The sequence below is a fragment of the Acinetobacter sp. AOR18_HL genome, assembly GCF_027855145.1.
GTDB classification, from domain to species: Bacteria; Pseudomonadota; Gammaproteobacteria; order Pseudomonadales; family Moraxellaceae; genus Acinetobacter; species Acinetobacter pittii.
This window is the reverse complement of the sequence record NZ_JAKTIG010000058.1, coordinates 65,787-81,199: the sequence shown is the minus strand read 5'-3', so window position 1 is coordinate 81,199 and position 15,413 is coordinate 65,787. Positions and strand designations below refer to the sequence as shown.

The window sequence follows — 15,413 nt, the reverse complement described above, 5'->3', positions numbered from 1 at the left end:
TTAGATTTATTTATTCTTCCGGATTCTCAATGGAATCTAATTTTTTAGGATTTAAATAGTCAAAAAGTACAAGCATTGCTGTAATCCAAATAGGGATCATCATTACTGACTCTTTGAAGCCTTGAGTCCACATAATATAGAGAACCACAGCAATAAAGGCTAAAACTAGATAATTACTAAAAGGTGACCATAACGCTGGAAAAGAAGTCTTAATATTCGCGTGCTTAACAAAGCGTCTATACTTTAAATGTGTAATTGATATCATTGCCCAGTTTAGAACAAGTGCACCAACCACAACATACATAAGATGTCCAAGAGCATCTTCAGGTACAAAGTAATTTAAAAGAACGCAACCAAAGATTAATAAAGCAGAAAGCAGAACAGCGGGAATAGGAACCCCTTGTTTATTGGTTTTTGCAAAAACTTTTGGTGCATTCCCTTGTTGAGCGAGACTGTATAGCATACGGCTATTTGCAAACATCCCACTGTTATAAACAGATAGTGCAGCAGTTAAAATAATAAAGTTCAGTAAGTGTGCAGCCCAACCAATGCCCATTTGACTAAAAATCATAACAAATGGACTTTTGTCGAGACCGCCAAGATCTAATTGGTTCCACGGCACTAATGAAAGTAAAATTGCCAATGAACCGATATAGAAAATCAAGATACGGAAAACGACTTGGTTAATTGCTTTTGGAATCGTTTTTTTCGGATCTTTTGCTTCTGCTGCGGCCATACCAATCAGTTCGATACCACCAAAGGCGAACATCAAGAAAGCCAACATATAGAAGAGGCCGCTAAAGCCATTTGGAAAAAATCCACCATGAGACCAAAGGTTACTAAATGAAATATTTGAGCCTACATCTGCTGTAAATAGCAAATAGAGTCCAAAAACAATCATAGAGATGACCGCAGCAACTTTAATAATAGCGAGCCAGAATTCGGACTCACCATAAAATTTGACGTTTGTTAGGTTAATTGCCGTAATCACGACAAAGAAAAATAAGACAGACGTCCACGCTGGAATATGAGGCCACCAATAATTAATATATTTGGCCACTGCGGTGAGTTCACTCATCGCAACCAGAACGTAGAGTATCCAATAATTCCATCCGGTTAAAAATCCGGGAAATTTCCCCCAGTATTTATACGCAAAATGGCTGAACGATCCTGCAACAGGTTCTTCAACAATCATTTCTCCCAGGTGGCGCATAATTAAAAAAGCAATTAAGCCACCAATGGCATATCCTAAAATAATGGATGGTCCCGCAGATTGAATCACTTGCGCCGAGCCTAAAAATAATCCGGTACCAATTGCTCCACCCATAGCAATTAATTGGATATGTCGATTTTTTAGTCCTCGTTGAAGTGTAGAAGATTCGTTGGTCAAAGGTCTTCACTCACTATGAATAAGTAAATTATTCTAATAGATGGAGTTATTTTAGCCTAGACTACAAATTAATAAGGCGTGACTGAAAAGTAATTGTAAAAAATATTTAAAATCATGATGTTGCTTTTAATATTTCTATTTCGAGTGAAAAGTACTCTAAAAAATATAATTTCAGATAGACTTTTTTTCTTAGATTTTGCTTAGATTAAGTCATTGCAAGCATATTGTTAAATTCACAAAATATACTCGCGTCAATACGATTGATGTATAAAGCAGATCGCTATCTCTTGGCCTTAAAACAATTTAAGATGCAGAGAAGGGTAAACAAGAATGCTTGTTTTGATATAGAAGAACATAATAGTAAGGATAACAGTTGATATGAGCTCAGTACCGCAAATTAAAATTCCAGCAACTTATATGCGTGGTGGAACGAGTAAAGGTGTCTTTTTTAAGCTTGATGATTTGCCCGAAAAAGCCCAAGTTGCAGGTCAAGCAAGAGATCAGCTCTTACTACGTGTAATTGGTAGTCCAGATCCTTATGGAAAACAAATTGATGGCATGGGTGGTGCCACTTCGAGTACCAGCAAAACTGTTATTCTCGCTAAAAGCACTCAGCCAGATCATGACGTTGATTATTTGTTTGGTCAGGTTTCAATTGATCAGGCTTTTGTAGATTGGAGTGGTAACTGCGGTAATTTAACCGCTGCGGTTGGCTCTTTTGCGATTTCAAATGGCTTAGTTGATGCCGATCGTATTCCAGAAAATGGCCTATGCACGGTTCGAATTTGGCAAAAAAATATTCAAAAGACCATTATTGCGCATGTGCCTATTACCAATGGACAGGTTCAAGAAACCGGAGATTTTGAACTAGATGGGGTGACTTTCCCTGCCGCTGAGGTCCAAATTGAGTTTTTAGATCCTGCCGATGATGGTGAAGAGGGCGGTGATATGTTCCCGACAGGGAATGTTGTTGACCAATTAGATGTTCCAGAGATTGGTAGTTTTCAAGCCACATTTATTAATGCTGGTATTCCAACCATTTTCTTAAATGCAGAAGATTTAGGATACGAAGGTACTGAGTTACAAGATCATATTAATAGTGACGCAACTGCATTGGCACGTTTTGAAAAAATTCGTGCCTATGGCGCAGTTCAGATGGGCTTAATTAAAGATATTTCAGAAGCAGCAGCGCGTCAGCACACCCCAAAAATTGCTTTTGTCTCTAAACCAAAAAACTATACGGCATCAAGCGGTAAGTCAGTTTCAGAGAATGATGTTGATTTACTCGTTCGTGCTTTGTCGATGGGTAAATTACACCATGCCATGATGGGAACAGCGGCGGTAGCAATTGGTACAGCGGCTGCTATTCCAGGCACTTTAGTAAATTTAGCAGCTGGTGGCGGTGAGCGTGAAGCAGTACGTTTCGGGCATCCATCTGGGACACTACGTGTGGGTGCTCAAGCTGAACTTACAAATGGCCAGTGGGTTGTTAAAAAGGCCATTATGAGTCGTAGTGCGCGTGTGTTAATGGAAGGTTGGGTACGCGTTCCGGGTGACAGTTTCTAAAAGTTACTTAAGAATGAAAAAGCCTCTCCATTTTGTAGAGGCTTTTTTACCTAGGCCTTCGAAAACTCATCACGCACTTTTCACAGTGAATCGTGTATGATGTAGCGCATGAATGCTTCATAACATTCAATAAAATTTCTCTACTGATTTTATCGAGGCGACTGTGTCATCACTCTCTCAAGTTAATGCGGATGTTTTAAAACAAGCTCAACAACGTATTCAACAAGATTTATTGACGACACTGGCCGCATTCTCAATTCCAGAGCCTTTAAAAAGTGCAGTTCACCATGCAGTTATGCTTGGTGGAAAGCGTGTGCGTCCGGCTTTATGTTATGCCACTGCCTCTTTACAGCCAAATCCAAATTTTGCTGCGGCTCGTCGTGCGGCGGTTGCTGTAGAGTTAATTCATTGCTACTCACTAGCGCACGATGACTTGCCCTGTATGGACAATGATTTACTGCGTCGTGGTCAGCCGACTTGTCATGTTGCGTTTGGTGAAGATACTGCTTTGCTTGCTGGTGACATTTTACAATCAATGGCTTTTGAGGTTTTAGGTAGCCGTTTGTTTGATGAACAAGGGCAGGGTACTGATGCTGCGATTGTATTAAAACAAATGCAGATTTTAGCAACTGCTAGCTCCAAAATGGTTTCTGGACAGGTTTTAGATTTGCAAGCTGAAGGCAAGCAAATTACTCAAGACGAACTTGAAAATATCCATCGTAATAAAACGGGTGCGCTCATTCAGGCAGCCATTATGATGGGTGCAGTGACAATTTTCTCTGGAACAGATCAAGCAATTCCAAAGTTACGTCAATATGGACAAACAATTGGACTAGCTTTTCAAGTGTTAGATGATATTCTCGATATTACTTCGAGTACCGAAACCTTGGGTAAAACTGCAGGTAAGGATGAACAAGTACAAAAATCGACATATCCAGCCTTAATGGGGCTCGAACAAGCAAAGGTCTATGCTAAAGAATTGCATGATCAAGCCTTTGAAGCCTTAGCGCATTTTGGTGACGATGCGAAAGAATTAGTAGATATTTCACAATTCCTTTTAGCACGTACCAATTAATAATATTAAATCAATATTCATAACTTCTATTCATATTCAATGAATAAGGGAGAAAAGAATGAATGGTGAACAACTCCATCAAAAAGCAATTGAAATCGCGCGTAATCTTCCCTTTAGTCAACAGACCCATCCATTTGGGCCAGACTATGAAGTTTTTAAAATTTTAGAGAAAATGTTCATGTTGACCGCAGAAGTAGCTGGCGTCAAAATGGTTAATGTTAAATGTGATCCCTATAAAAGTCAGGAATATCAGGAGCTCTATTCATTTATTATTCCGGGATATCACATGAATAAAAAACACTGGATTTCGATTACACCGCATAAGAACTTAACAAGAGATTTACTTCAAGATTTAATTCGCGACTCTTATGATTTGGTTGTAAAAAAACTCCCTTTGAAAGATCAGAAAAGATTAAAAAAACCAATAATATAAAAGATAAAAAACGGCGACATATTAGTCGCCGTTTTGTTTTTAAATACTTATTTAAAGTAAACACATTAATTATGTTTTCCCATAATACCGCGAATTGTATTTAAAACATCGGCAGGTAAAACCACAGTTTTAGCATTGCTTGATTTCGCCATATCTTGCATCGCTTTCACATATTGTTCACCTAAAAGGTAAGCAACAGGAATTTCTTTATCACCAACCGCACTAGTTACCATTTCAATTGCTTTTTGAGATGCTTCTGCTAAGACCACTTGAGCTTCAGCATCACGTCGAGATGCTTCTAAACGACCTTCTGCACTTAAAATAGCAGCTTGTTTTTCACCATCGGCTTTTGTAACGGCAGCACGACGTTGACGCTCTGCCGCAGCTTGCTCTTCCATAGCCGCTTGCATGGTGTGAGAGGGTTGAATATCTTGAATTTCAACAGTTTTTAAAGTAATACCCCAATCTGAAATATCATCAGAAATCGCAGCTTTGAGCTTGGCTTTAATATGATCTCGTGAAGACAATGCATCATCTAGATCCATTTCACCTACAATAGAACGTAACGAAGTTTGTACAAGGTTTTGAATCGCCCATGTATAGTTTTCAATACCATAGACCGCTTTTTCTGGTGTGGTTAAATTAATGTAGGCCACTGCATTCATTAGTAATACGGCGTTATCACGTGTAATTACTTCTTGAGATGGAATATCAAGCACAATATCTTTTGTGGTAATTTTATATGCCACTTCATCTACATAGGGAATCACAAAATTAAGCCCAGGATTAAGGGTCGAATGGTATTTACCTAAACGTTGAACAATCCACTTATAACCCTGAGGAACAATACGTACCCCTTTAAAAATGGTGACAGCCACAAAAGCCAAAAAGGCTAAAACAATAATAGTACCGACTGGCATGAAAATACCCTCTCTTTATCTTTAATGTTTATGAAGTACCATGGGACTGGACAATTAAGTCATTACCCGAAATATCAATAACTCTAACACGATCACCGACTTTGACTGGTGTGGTGCTTCGGCAGTTCCACTCATCAGCCCCTAAAATGGGCATTGGAAAGCGAACGATAATTTGATCATGGTCGAGACCGGTTTGGATCACCATACCAATTTGACCAATAGTCGCTTCACGGGGTAATCCCGCTTTAGTTTTATCAATTGATAATGGTTTAATAAATTTGAACCAAAGAATGGTGCATAGCACTGACAGAACTATCCACAATACAATTTGCGTTGTGAGGCTAATATCTGGAAATAACCAGTAGAGAAAGCACACCATAATGGCGGCAATACCAAACCAAAGCGCGGCAAAGGCGGGTAGAATCAGTTCAGAAAGAATAAGTAAGATACCCAATACAAACCAGTGCCAAGGTTGTATAACAAACTCCATAGATCTGCTCTTTTATATATCTTTATGATGGGTAAAAGTGACTCAATATCACTTTTACCACTGTAGCAGATGATAGGGAGTGTGGATAGAAAAAAACCACCTCAATTAGAATTTAGGGCGTGGTGCAGGCTTAAACGCAGCTGGAGATTTTTTGAAGTTTGCAATTGCAGTTTCAACTTGGCGTATTTGCGCTTGAGCTGCTTTTTCGCCTTCCAAAATTGCTTGGTTACTTGATTTGAGATCAAGAGTACCTAGATGACCAACTTTAGGTTGAATGACAACATTGGCCTGCTTGAGCTCTTCATTAATACTTTGTTGACCCATGATATTAATGGTTTGATCAAGTAATCCCCACATATTGGCTGGGCGATTTCCTGCTGGACGCGCAGAAATATCGACTGCAATCACAATATCCGCACCCATATCACGAGCAGTTTTAACAGGAATTGGGCTAACCAATCCACCATCTACATATTTCTGCTTGCCAATTGTTGCTGGTACAAATACATTCGGAATACTACAAGATGCACGTACGGCTTGGCCTGCATTACCTTTAATGAAGTCAGCTTTTTGACCATTATCAAGGCGTGTTGCCACGGCAGCAAAACGGATTGGGAACTTCTCAATTGGTTTATTGCCTACATTACGGTTAACGTAGTCCTGTAACTTTTGTCCAAGAATAATACCCTGACGATTAAGTGTTAAATCGCGGATATCTGACTCTTGTAACTTTAGAGCCAGACTTTGCAATTGATAAGGTGTTTGTCCACTTGCGTAGATACTTCCAACAAAGCTACCGGCACTGGTACCCGTGACAATTTTAGGTTTAATTCCGTGAGACTCTAAAACCTTAATTACACCAATATGTGAAAATCCTTTTGCTCCACCGCCACCTAAAGCAAGTGCAATCACAGGTTCACGGGCTTTCATTGAGGTTGTCGGTGTTAGTGTTTTGCTAAATTTATCACAGCCAAATAGTGCTAGAGAGATAAATCCAATACTGGCAAATTGAGCAATTTTCATCTTTAAAAATAATCTACGTCGAGATAAATTAAGAGGGCTCATGAGACCAGATTTGCTCAATTTTTGCTAGGTTTTTTTCACTAGATTTTGTAAAGGTTCAGCAAGCCAATTACGATTTTTAGGTGAAATTTTTCCTTCATAACGCTCAAAAATCTTTTTTAAATCTTCTTCATAGTTGCCGCTTGGGTTTAAGTGCCCTAAACAGTGAATAGTCTTATGATCATAATCAAAAGAAAACATGACAATGGGAATATTGGCTTTTGCAGCGATATGATAAAAGCCACTTTTCATTTTTTTTGCTTTTTTACGTGTGCCTTCGGGCGCCATTCCAATCCAGATCTTGTCATATTTTTGAATGGTTGCAACGACTTGCTCAGTAAGTCCATTGGCTGTGTCACGTTTAACTGGAATGACTCCAGCCCAATCTAAAGCTCGTTTAAACGGTGGTTTAAAAAGGGCATCTTTACCTAACACCGTAATTTGAATACCTAATCCGAAAATCGCAAGAAAGCCATACCATCCATCAATATTAGAAGTATGGGGGGAAATAATCGCCACTGCTTTTGGCAAATTAGGAACTTCACCTTCAATTGTCCAACCTTGCGCTAAAAAAATTTTTTTAAATAGCGCTCGGCTTAAAGCAGTACCGCGTTGAGGTACTAAATCAGGTAAATTAGGGAAATGTTGATCCATATTTTTTAAATTTTAACTTGTCCTAGTTTTATCTTAATCTTTTGAAATATATGCTTCATTGGCAAAATGTAAGAACAACATGACATTTGATGTTATTCCTCATTAAACAAATAAAAAGTAGGTTTCTATGTTGCGGCAGCAAAATCTTTATCTTCTGCTATTTTCTTTATATTGGGCCCAAGGACTGCCTGTTGGGTTTATGACCCACGCTTTACCCGTGATCTTAAGAGCAGAAGGAGTTTCACTCGCCCATATTGGTGGCTTTGGCTTATTAATGTTACCGTGGTCAATCAAGATTTTTTGGGCGCCGTGGGTCGACCGACACGCACTTTCCCATTTAGGACATTATCGTAGTTGGATTCTACCTACTCAGTTTTTGACTGTGGGTGTACTGTGTATTTTGTCTTTTTTCCCCGTTCAAGCTTTAGATCAACCTATTTATTTATTCGCATTTTTTATTTCCCTTCTTTTTATGAACTTAACTGGAGCAACACAAGACATTGCTACCGATGCATTAGCAGTCAACTTGTTAAAACATGATCAGCAGCATTGGGGCAATACATTTCAGGTCATTGGTTCACGCTTAGGTTTTATTGTTGGGGGAGGTGCCGTACTTTGGTGCTTAGACTGGTTAACATGGCAACCCACTTTCTTGCTATTAGCAACCATAGTATTTTTAAATACTTTACCTATTTGGTTATTTAAAGAGCCTCAACATACTTCTCATGCGAGTCGCGAACTCAAACTTAATCAGCAAAATTTAGTCCTAAAAATTAAAGCTTACCTAAGATATTTCTCTCAAAATAAAGAACTCCGTTCTTGGTTGGTGGTACTGATCACTTTTAAAGTAGCAGACGGCTTAGCTGGACCATTACTTAAACCTTTAATGGTTGATATGGGGTTAAGTTTTACTCAAATTGGTGTTTACATCACGATGCTCGGTGCAGTAGCAGCACTCGCTGGGGCGGCAATAGCAGGAGGCGTGCTTAAATACTTTTCAAGACCAGCAGCATTAATTGGCTTTTCAATTTTTAAAATTATGAGTCTAGGAGCCTATGCTTATTTAGCCTATGCCTATGAACAAAAAATTCAGTTGAATGTCTGGGTTATATATACAGTCAATGCTTTAGAAGATGCATTCTCGGCAATGCTATTGGTAGCTATGTTGACTCTAGTCATGCATTACAGTCGAAAAGAATATGCGGGGACAGATTTTACCTTTCAGGTTTCAGTTATGGCGACTGTTAGCGGTCTTCTCTATAGTTTTAGCGGTGTGATTGGAGATTTACTCGGTTATTTCCATTATTTGATAGCTATTGTCATTATTGCAGTGATCAGTTTACTGCCTATTTTCCTCTGGAAACATGAGAAACTACAGGAAAAATAATGTTAACTAAATGAAATAAAGAACTTTAATATTGCTCAAGCAGTGATCTAAGCTTTATCTACTACCTTTGTCTATGTTTTTAAAAATGTATATTTTTAGCTATTTAAATGCTCAATTAATTGTGCCATCTTGTGTGGGTAGCAAATGGAAGCTAAATGGAGAAAAAATGGATTTGGATAACAAGAAAAATCATGTGAATCAATCAAAATGGGCAGAAAAATGTTCAATTAGATTGGTTATTAGCCTAAAGTCTAAAAAAGAATAATGAAATAACGATTTAATCATTCTATAAGATAAGAGAGTTGTGTAGGATTCGTTACAACATGAAGTTAAGGTAAAAATCTGTAAATCAAAGTATGTTTTTTATGTCTTTGTTTATCGGTTTTAGTCTTGCACAACGTTGAAATTGGTTTTGGTTGCGGTAATAAAATTAATGTAACCAATGTGGAGGAGAGTTGATTTTTTAGCCCCTAATTTAATGGCGTAAATCAACTTGGCATGGATAGGCAACATAAAATATATTTTTAGGAGTTTTTGATGGATCTATTCCTTAATCGTAAATCTTTCGTTATTAAAAGTTTAGCTCTTACAGTTACAGCTTTAATGATGAGTGGGGCACATGCTGCGACTTCCGACAAAGCGGAAATTCAACAGCTTCGTAAAGAAGTTGAAGCGTTAAAAGCTTTAATTCAAGAACAACGTCAAGTTCAGCAACAACAACAGCAAGTACAGCAACAACAGCAAGTACAGTTAGCTGAAGTTAAGGCACAACCTCAAGCTGCTGCACCAGCTTCTCCATTAGCATCATTAAAATCTAAAACTGGTGCTGATGTGAATCTATATGGTTTTGTTCGTGGCGATGCTAACTATATTATCGAAGGTGCGGATGGTGACTTCGCTGATGTAAGTAAGTCTAATGGTGAAGCAAAAGATAAATTGCGTGCTACTGCTAAAACGACTCGTCTAGGTTTAGATTTTACTGCTCCTGTAAGCAATGCCAAAGTTGGTGGTAAAATTGAGTTGGACTTTGCAAGTGGTGACAATAACAAATCTGAAAACGTACGTATTCGTCATGCTTACTTAACTTATAACAACTGGTTGTTTGGTCAAACTACATCTAACTTCTTGGCGAGCCACGCACCAGAAATGATCGACTTTTCGACGAACATTGGTGGTGGTACAACACGTATTCCACAAGTACGTTATAACTATAAATTAGCTCCTGCGACTCAATTATTTGTTTCAGCTGAGGAAGGTAATAGTTCAGCAACAGGTGACTCAGTTAAATATAGATTACCTGTATTAACAGCTAAAATTACTCAAGGTTATGCTGGTGGTAATGGTAATGCTTCTGCTCGAGCTTTTGTTGAAAACTACAAATCAGGAAAGGGCGATGACCAGACTGGGTGGGGCGTTGCTGCAGGTACTGACTTTAAAGTAGCAGATCCTTTAAAACTCTTTGCTGATGCTTCTTATGTTGTAGGTAACAGTAACTACTTATATGGTAGTAATTCTGCTTATACTTTAGTTAATGATAATATTGAGCAAAATGAATTTGTAGCTGTACAAGTGGGTGGAACTTATAAGATTTTACCTAACCTACGTGCTACTTTAGCATACGGTGCTCAATTCGCTGATGATGGCACAGACTATGCTAAAGCATATACTGCGGGTAATGAAAAAGTTCAGCAAGCATGGCTCAACGTCATTTATACACCAGTTAAACCAATTGACTTAGGTATTGAATATGTTAATGGTAAACGCGAAACCTTTGCTGGTGATGATTACAAAGACAACCGTGTTGGTTTAATGGCTAAATACAGTTTCTAAAAACAATATTTAGTTAAAAGCTCAAAAGACGAGGTTAAATCTAACCTCGTCTTTTTTTATATAAATTAAAAGAATTAGCATGCTTTAAAGCTTCTGAATTAGATCATTTTTTATTTAAGTCATTTTTAAGTTTCAATTTCTACATTAGAGCATCATAAAAAGATTGTAGTCACCCAAGATGCTGAATTTTTTTTCTACTTTAAAACATAAGCAGATTTCGCTGTTTATGTTTAATTTGATTATAGCCATTTGGTTAGGGGCAATTCTCAATATAGGTTTTTATCACCAAGTGCATCTTTTAACTCCATATTTTGGAATAAAGGCTATTCTATTTTTAGCTGCTACAGTAGTTATTGTGGTTGCTGCTTATTATGCGCTTTTACAGATTTTAAACTGGAAATGGACCGCTAAAATTTTTGCAATTTTACTCATCGTGATTGGTGGTTTTAGCTCTTATTTCGTCAATACCTTAGGTGTAATTATCTCACCTGATCAGATTCAAAATATGATACAAACTGATGTCTCTGAAGTTTCTGATTTAATTTCATTACGTTTCGGGCTTTGGACAGTTTTCTTTGTTGTTTTGCCTATTATTTTAATTACTCAGGTAAAACTTAAAAAAGAAAAAACATCTCATTTATTGTTGAAAAAAATTAGTTCAATTATTGCTTCTTTCGCAATCGTTGGTCTTTTGCTATTTGTTTATTATGTTGATTTCGCAGCGATCTTTCGTGAGCATCGTGATCTAAAAGGTATGATTTCACCTCAAAATAGTATTTCATCTTTAATGTCTTATTATCATAAAAAGGCACCTAAGAAGAACTTGCCATTAATACACTATGGTGAAGATGCTCATCAAATTCAGCAAGTACAAAGCAACTTGCCTAAATTAATGGTTTTAGTTGTAGGCGAGACTGCACGTGCAGAAAGTTTTGCATTAAATGGTTATTCGAAAAATACGAATCCGGAGCTTTCTAAACAGGAGGTTTTGAATTTCTCGCAAGTTAGCTCATGTGGTACAGCAACAGCTGTGTCGGTTCCATGTATGTTCTCTGGCATGCCACGTGTTGACTATGATGAACAACTTGCAAGTCATCGTGAAGGTTTATTAGACATTGCCAAGCGTGCGGGCTACCAAGTGACTTGGATTGATAATAACTCTGGGTGTAAAGGGGCTTGTGATCGTGTGGAGGAATACCAAATACCAGAAAAGTTAAAGCAAAAATGGTGTAAAGATGGCGAATGCTACGATGATATTTTAATTGATAGCTTAAATGAGTATTTAGCGACTATTCCTAAAGAAGACACTCGTCCGCGACTCATTGTTTTACACCAAGTCGGAAGTCATGGTCCAGCCTATTACAAGCGTGCGCCTGCCCAATATCAACCGTTTAAACCGACTTGTGACACTAATGCGATACAGGGTTGCTCTCAAACGGAGTTATTAAATAGTTATGATGACACGATTGTATATACAGACCATGTATTAAGTCAGATCATTAATAATTTAAAAGACCTATCGAAATATCAAACAGGTTTATGGTATTTATCTGATCATGGTGAATCAACTGGTGAACATGGTTTATATTTACATGGCTCACCGTATGCAATTGCACCGAGTCAACAAACACATGTACCAATGATAATGTGGTTTTCTGATAAATGGAAACAACATAATCTTGCACAAGTAAGTTGTTTAGGCCAACAAACTAAAGAAAAGTTAAGTCAGGATAATTTATTCCCAAGCTTATTAAGTTTGTTAGATGTAAGAACTCAGGTCATCAACCCTCAACTGGATATGTTGCACTCTTGTGCCCATGTGAATTAAAGCGAGCCTAAAACATGACAAAAATCTTGATGATTGAAGATGATTTTATGATTGCACAGTCAACAATAACGTTGCTGCAATATCATCAATTTGAAGTGGAGTGGGTCAATAATGGCTTAGATGGCCTAGCCCAGTTGGCTAAAAATAAATTCGATTTAATTCTTTTGGACTTAGGGCTACCGATGATGGACGGCATGCAGGTCTTAAAGCAAATCCGCCAAAGAGCAGCGACTCCTGTTTTAATTATTTCAGCACGAGATCAGTTACAGAACCGTGTTGATGGCTTAAACCACGGTGCAGATGATTACTTGATCAAACCATACGAGTTTGATGAGTTACTCGCTCGTATTCATGCGCTATTACGCCGTAGTGGGGTAGAGGCTCAGCTTGCGAATCATGAGCAGCTTTTACAAAGTGGTGATCTGGTTTTAAATGTTGAACAGCACATTGCTACCTTTAAAGGACAGCGTATTGATTTGTCTAATCGTGAATGGGCAATTCTTATTCCTTTAATGAGCCATCCAAATAAAATCTTTTCTAAAGCAAATCTTGAAGATAAGTTATATGATTTCGATAGTGATGTGACCAGTAATACGATTGAAGTATATGTGCATCACCTGAGAGCTAAACTTGGGAAAGACTTTATCCGAACTATTCGAGGATTGGGTTACCGTTTAGGGCAATCGTAACTTAATTTTGGAACTTCTTAACAGTGCATTATTCATTAAAAAAACGGCTGATTTGGGGCACCTCAATTTTCAGTGTCATTTTAGGTTGTATATTAATTTTTACTGCTTATAAAGTTGCACTTCAAGAAGTTGATGAAATTTTAGATACGCAAATGCGTTACTTGGCTGAACGAACAGCTGAATATCCATTGAAAACGGTAAGCAGTGAGTTTGATTTTCATAAAACTTATCATGAAGAAGATCTATTTGTAGATATTTGGGCTTATAAAGACCAAGCCCATTTATTACACCATCTCCATTTATTGGTTCCACCTGTTACACAAGCTGGCTTTTACTCACATAAAACCAGTAATGGCTTAATCCGTACCTATGTTTTGCCATTAAAGGATTACCAGATTCAGATTAGCCAGCAAGAAAAAGTTCGTGAGGCTTTTGCTTGGGAACTTGCAGGTAGCATGTTCATTCCATATTTGATTATCTTACCATTTGCTATTTTTGCTTTAGCTGCAATTATTCGCCGAGGTTTAAAGCCGATAGATGACTTTAAAAATGAACTGACTCATCGTGACTCAGAAGAGCTGACGCCTATTGAAGTCTCAGATTATCCTCAAGAACTGCTACCTACAATTGATGAAATGAATCGTCTTTTTGAGCGCATTTCTAAAGCGCAAAATGAGCAGAAACAGTTTATTGCAGATGCAGCCCATGAACTCAGAACTCCTGTGACTGCTCTAAATTTACAAACTAAAATTTTAATTAGTCAGCTTCCTGAGCATGAATCGCTGCAAAATTTGAGTAAAGGATTAGCACGTATTCAGCATTTGGTGACACAGCTTTTAGCGCTAGCTAAGCAGGATGTTTCTTTAAGTGTGATTGAGCCAACGAGGGCTTTTCAGCTTAATGATGTCGCTTTGAATTGTGTTGAACAGCTTGTTAATTTAGCTATGCAAAAAGAGATCGACTTGGGCTTTGTTCGGAATGAACCAATTGAAATGCACAGTGTTGAGCCAACTGTTCATTCAATTATTTTTAACTTAATTGATAACGCAATCAAATATACGCCTCATGAAGGGATGATTAATATTTCAGTTTTCACAGCTACAGATGGAGATGCCTGTATACAAATTGAAGATAGCGGCGCGGGGATTGACCCAGAACATTATGATAAAGTTTTAAAACGTTTTTATCGTGTACACCACCACCTTGAAGTGGGCAGTGGTTTAGGTCTATCCATTGTTGACCGAGCAACTCAACGTTTAGGTGGGACTCTGACACTAGACCGAAGTTTAGAGCTTGGTGGACTTTCGGTCTTGGTTAAACTTCCAAAGATTTTACATGTTCACGAAACAAGAACTTGATTTATGCAAGTTCTTGTTTGATTTGTTTCTCAAATTCAAAGCGGTGAATACAAACGGCGTAAAATAAGATATTTACAGCCCAAACGACCCAACCTGTCCATAAATTATGACTTAGGAAATGTGCTCCACGCATCATTTGTGCCCATCCCATCATAAAGCCTAATAATATGCCTGAAATGAGATAAAAATAGGCACGTTTCGGTTGCTCAAGACGATAAACAAAATAACCTGTCATTAAAATAAAGCCAGCGCTTGCATGGCCGCCCGGAAAACAATGCCCATGCTTAGCAGTAAAATCCCATACATAACTTAAAGCAGTCGGATGAACCATATTCCAAGGGCAGGCATGAGCTGATTGTGATTTTAATAAGCCAACTATACTGCTACCAATCATGCTCACAAAAAACATATAACCATATTGCCAGCGATAAAGCTTTAATTTCTCAATTTTAAATGACGCAAGCCATAGGCCAAAAAAGATGACATAAATACCAGTAATGATCTGTTTTACAATTTCATGATTAAGTCTTTCCAGATACCAATTATCTCGATTGAAAAAATGACCTGTTGAATCAATCCAAGGCTGGATGAGGTACATATCAATTTTCCCACCCACTGGAAAAACGATTAAAAGCAGCAAAAAACTGAGAAAAAGAAAGATGATATTAATTTGGAAAAATTGTTTTTGTTGATTCATGCCATGCAACATCAATTAGATTGTGAGTAAAGGC

At 37.8% G+C, this 15,413-nt stretch carries 15 protein-coding genes; 9 read left to right on the top strand and 6 right to left on the bottom strand.

The genetic code is table 11. From position 1 onward, the window contains the following. Positions 1–10: 10 nt before the first annotated feature. A complete protein-coding gene (locus MKL51_RS14410) occupies positions 11–1,390 on the bottom strand; it encodes an amino acid permease (protein ID WP_031946772.1) in 1,380 nt (459 codons plus the stop codon). Between the two features lie 378 nt (positions 1,391–1,768). Between MKL51_RS14410 and prpF the strand changes: the two genes are divergently transcribed. The 3 genes from prpF (at position 1,769) to MKL51_RS14395 (ending at position 4,464) form a co-directional block, all read left to right on the top strand. After that, positions 1,769–2,956, top strand: a complete 1,188-nt coding sequence (gene prpF / locus MKL51_RS14405; RefSeq protein ID WP_032006511.1) for a 2-methylaconitate cis-trans isomerase PrpF — start codon at positions 1,769–1,771, stop codon at positions 2,954–2,956. A gap of 163 nt (positions 2,957–3,119) precedes the next feature. Continuing rightward, positions 3,120–4,031 (top strand): polyprenyl synthetase family protein, encoded by a 912-nt coding sequence (locus MKL51_RS14400; RefSeq protein WP_032006512.1) that lies wholly within the window; start codon positions 3,120–3,122, stop codon positions 4,029–4,031. Between the two features lie 58 nt (positions 4,032–4,089). Further along, positions 4,090–4,464, top strand: a complete 375-nt coding sequence (locus MKL51_RS14395) for an MmcQ/YjbR family DNA-binding protein (protein WP_032006514.1) — start codon at positions 4,090–4,092, stop codon at positions 4,462–4,464. Between the two features lie 65 nt (positions 4,465–4,529). Here the strand turns inward: MKL51_RS14395 and MKL51_RS14390 are convergent, their stop codons facing one another. The 4 genes from MKL51_RS14390 to MKL51_RS14375 form a co-directional block, all read right to left on the bottom strand. Continuing rightward, the gene (locus MKL51_RS14390) at positions 4,530–5,384 is read right to left on the bottom strand and encodes an SPFH domain-containing protein (protein WP_032006515.1); all 855 of its coding nucleotides are present in this window, start codon (positions 5,382–5,384) and stop codon (positions 4,530–4,532) included. 28 nt (positions 5,385–5,412) lie between these two features. Beyond that, positions 5,413–5,874: an NfeD family protein gene (locus MKL51_RS14385; protein WP_016143172.1), complete on the bottom strand. Its 462-nt coding sequence runs from the start codon at positions 5,872–5,874 to the stop codon at positions 5,413–5,415. Between the two features lie 105 nt (positions 5,875–5,979). Next, complete coding sequence (locus MKL51_RS14380) at positions 5,980–6,897, bottom strand: patatin-like phospholipase family protein (RefSeq protein WP_032006517.1); 918 nt, start codon at positions 6,895–6,897, stop codon at positions 5,980–5,982. A 66-nt stretch (positions 6,898–6,963) separates the two neighbouring features. Next, on the bottom strand, positions 6,964–7,590 hold the full coding sequence (locus MKL51_RS14375) for a lysophospholipid acyltransferase family protein (RefSeq protein WP_032006518.1): 627 nt from the start codon (positions 7,588–7,590) through the stop codon (positions 6,964–6,966). A gap of 127 nt (positions 7,591–7,717) precedes the next feature. Here MKL51_RS14375 and MKL51_RS14370 point away from each other — a divergent pair, with 127 nt between their 5' ends. From MKL51_RS14370 to MKL51_RS14345, 6 genes are all read left to right on the top strand, one after another. Beyond that, complete coding sequence (locus tag MKL51_RS14370) at positions 7,718–8,977, top strand: MFS transporter (RefSeq protein WP_017482109.1); 1,260 nt, start codon at positions 7,718–7,720, stop codon at positions 8,975–8,977. Between the two features lie 73 nt (positions 8,978–9,050). Beyond that, on the top strand, positions 9,051–9,242 hold the full coding sequence (locus MKL51_RS14365) for a hypothetical protein (protein WP_014207513.1): 192 nt from the start codon (positions 9,051–9,053) through the stop codon (positions 9,240–9,242). A gap of 272 nt (positions 9,243–9,514) precedes the next feature. After that, complete coding sequence (locus tag MKL51_RS14360; RefSeq protein WP_002116353.1) at positions 9,515–10,807, top strand: DcaP family trimeric outer membrane transporter; 1,293 nt, start codon at positions 9,515–9,517, stop codon at positions 10,805–10,807. 178 nt (positions 10,808–10,985) lie between these two features. After that, on the top strand, positions 10,986–12,635 hold the full coding sequence (locus tag MKL51_RS14355) for a phosphoethanolamine transferase (protein ID WP_032006520.1): 1,650 nt from the start codon (positions 10,986–10,988) through the stop codon (positions 12,633–12,635). 14 nt (positions 12,636–12,649) lie between these two features. Then, positions 12,650–13,324: a DNA-binding response regulator PmrA gene (locus MKL51_RS14350; RefSeq protein WP_032006521.1), complete on the top strand. Its 675-nt coding sequence runs from the start codon at positions 12,650–12,652 to the stop codon at positions 13,322–13,324. A 23-nt stretch (positions 13,325–13,347) separates the two neighbouring features. Next, a complete protein-coding gene (locus MKL51_RS14345; protein ID WP_032006522.1) occupies positions 13,348–14,682 on the top strand; it encodes a two-component system sensor histidine kinase PmrB in 1,335 nt (444 codons plus the stop codon). A gap of 1 nt (position 14,683) precedes the next feature. Here the strand turns inward: MKL51_RS14345 and MKL51_RS14340 are convergent, their stop codons facing one another. Beyond that, entirely contained in the window at positions 14,684–15,391 is a 708-nt protein-coding gene (locus MKL51_RS14340) for a phosphatase PAP2 family protein (protein WP_080973519.1), read from the bottom strand. Between the last annotated feature and the right edge of the window lie 22 nt (positions 15,392–15,413).

What these genes read in the sequence shown, in the direction of transcription:
- prpF (WP_032006511.1), top strand. Translation starts at nt 1,769, where the DNA reads ATGAGCTCAGTACCGCAAATTAAAATTCCAGCAACTTATATGCGTGGT.
- MKL51_RS14395 (WP_032006514.1), top strand. Translation starts at nt 4,090, where the DNA reads ATGAATGGTGAACAACTCCATCAAAAAGCAATTGAAATCGCGCGTAAT.
- MKL51_RS14390 (WP_032006515.1), bottom strand. Translation starts at nt 5,384, where the DNA reads ATGCCAGTCGGTACTATTATTGTTTTAGCCTTTTTGGCTTTTGTGGCT.
- MKL51_RS14385 (WP_016143172.1), bottom strand. Translation starts at nt 5,874, where the DNA reads ATGGAGTTTGTTATACAACCTTGGCACTGGTTTGTATTGGGTATCTTA.
- MKL51_RS14380 (WP_032006517.1), bottom strand. Translation starts at nt 6,897, where the DNA reads ATGAAAATTGCTCAATTTGCCAGTATTGGATTTATCTCTCTAGCACTA.
- MKL51_RS14375 (WP_032006518.1), bottom strand. Translation starts at nt 7,590, where the DNA reads ATGGATCAACATTTCCCTAATTTACCTGATTTAGTACCTCAACGCGGT.
- MKL51_RS14370 (WP_017482109.1), top strand. Translation starts at nt 7,718, where the DNA reads ATGTTGCGGCAGCAAAATCTTTATCTTCTGCTATTTTCTTTATATTGG.
- MKL51_RS14365 (WP_014207513.1), top strand. Translation starts at nt 9,051, where the DNA reads ATGTTTTTAAAAATGTATATTTTTAGCTATTTAAATGCTCAATTAATT.
- MKL51_RS14360 (WP_002116353.1), top strand. Translation starts at nt 9,515, where the DNA reads ATGGATCTATTCCTTAATCGTAAATCTTTCGTTATTAAAAGTTTAGCT.
- MKL51_RS14355 (WP_032006520.1), top strand. Translation starts at nt 10,986, where the DNA reads ATGCTGAATTTTTTTTCTACTTTAAAACATAAGCAGATTTCGCTGTTT.
- MKL51_RS14350 (WP_032006521.1), top strand. Translation starts at nt 12,650, where the DNA reads ATGACAAAAATCTTGATGATTGAAGATGATTTTATGATTGCACAGTCA.
- MKL51_RS14340 (WP_080973519.1), bottom strand. Translation starts at nt 15,391, where the DNA reads ATGTTGCATGGCATGAATCAACAAAAACAATTTTTCCAAATTAATATC.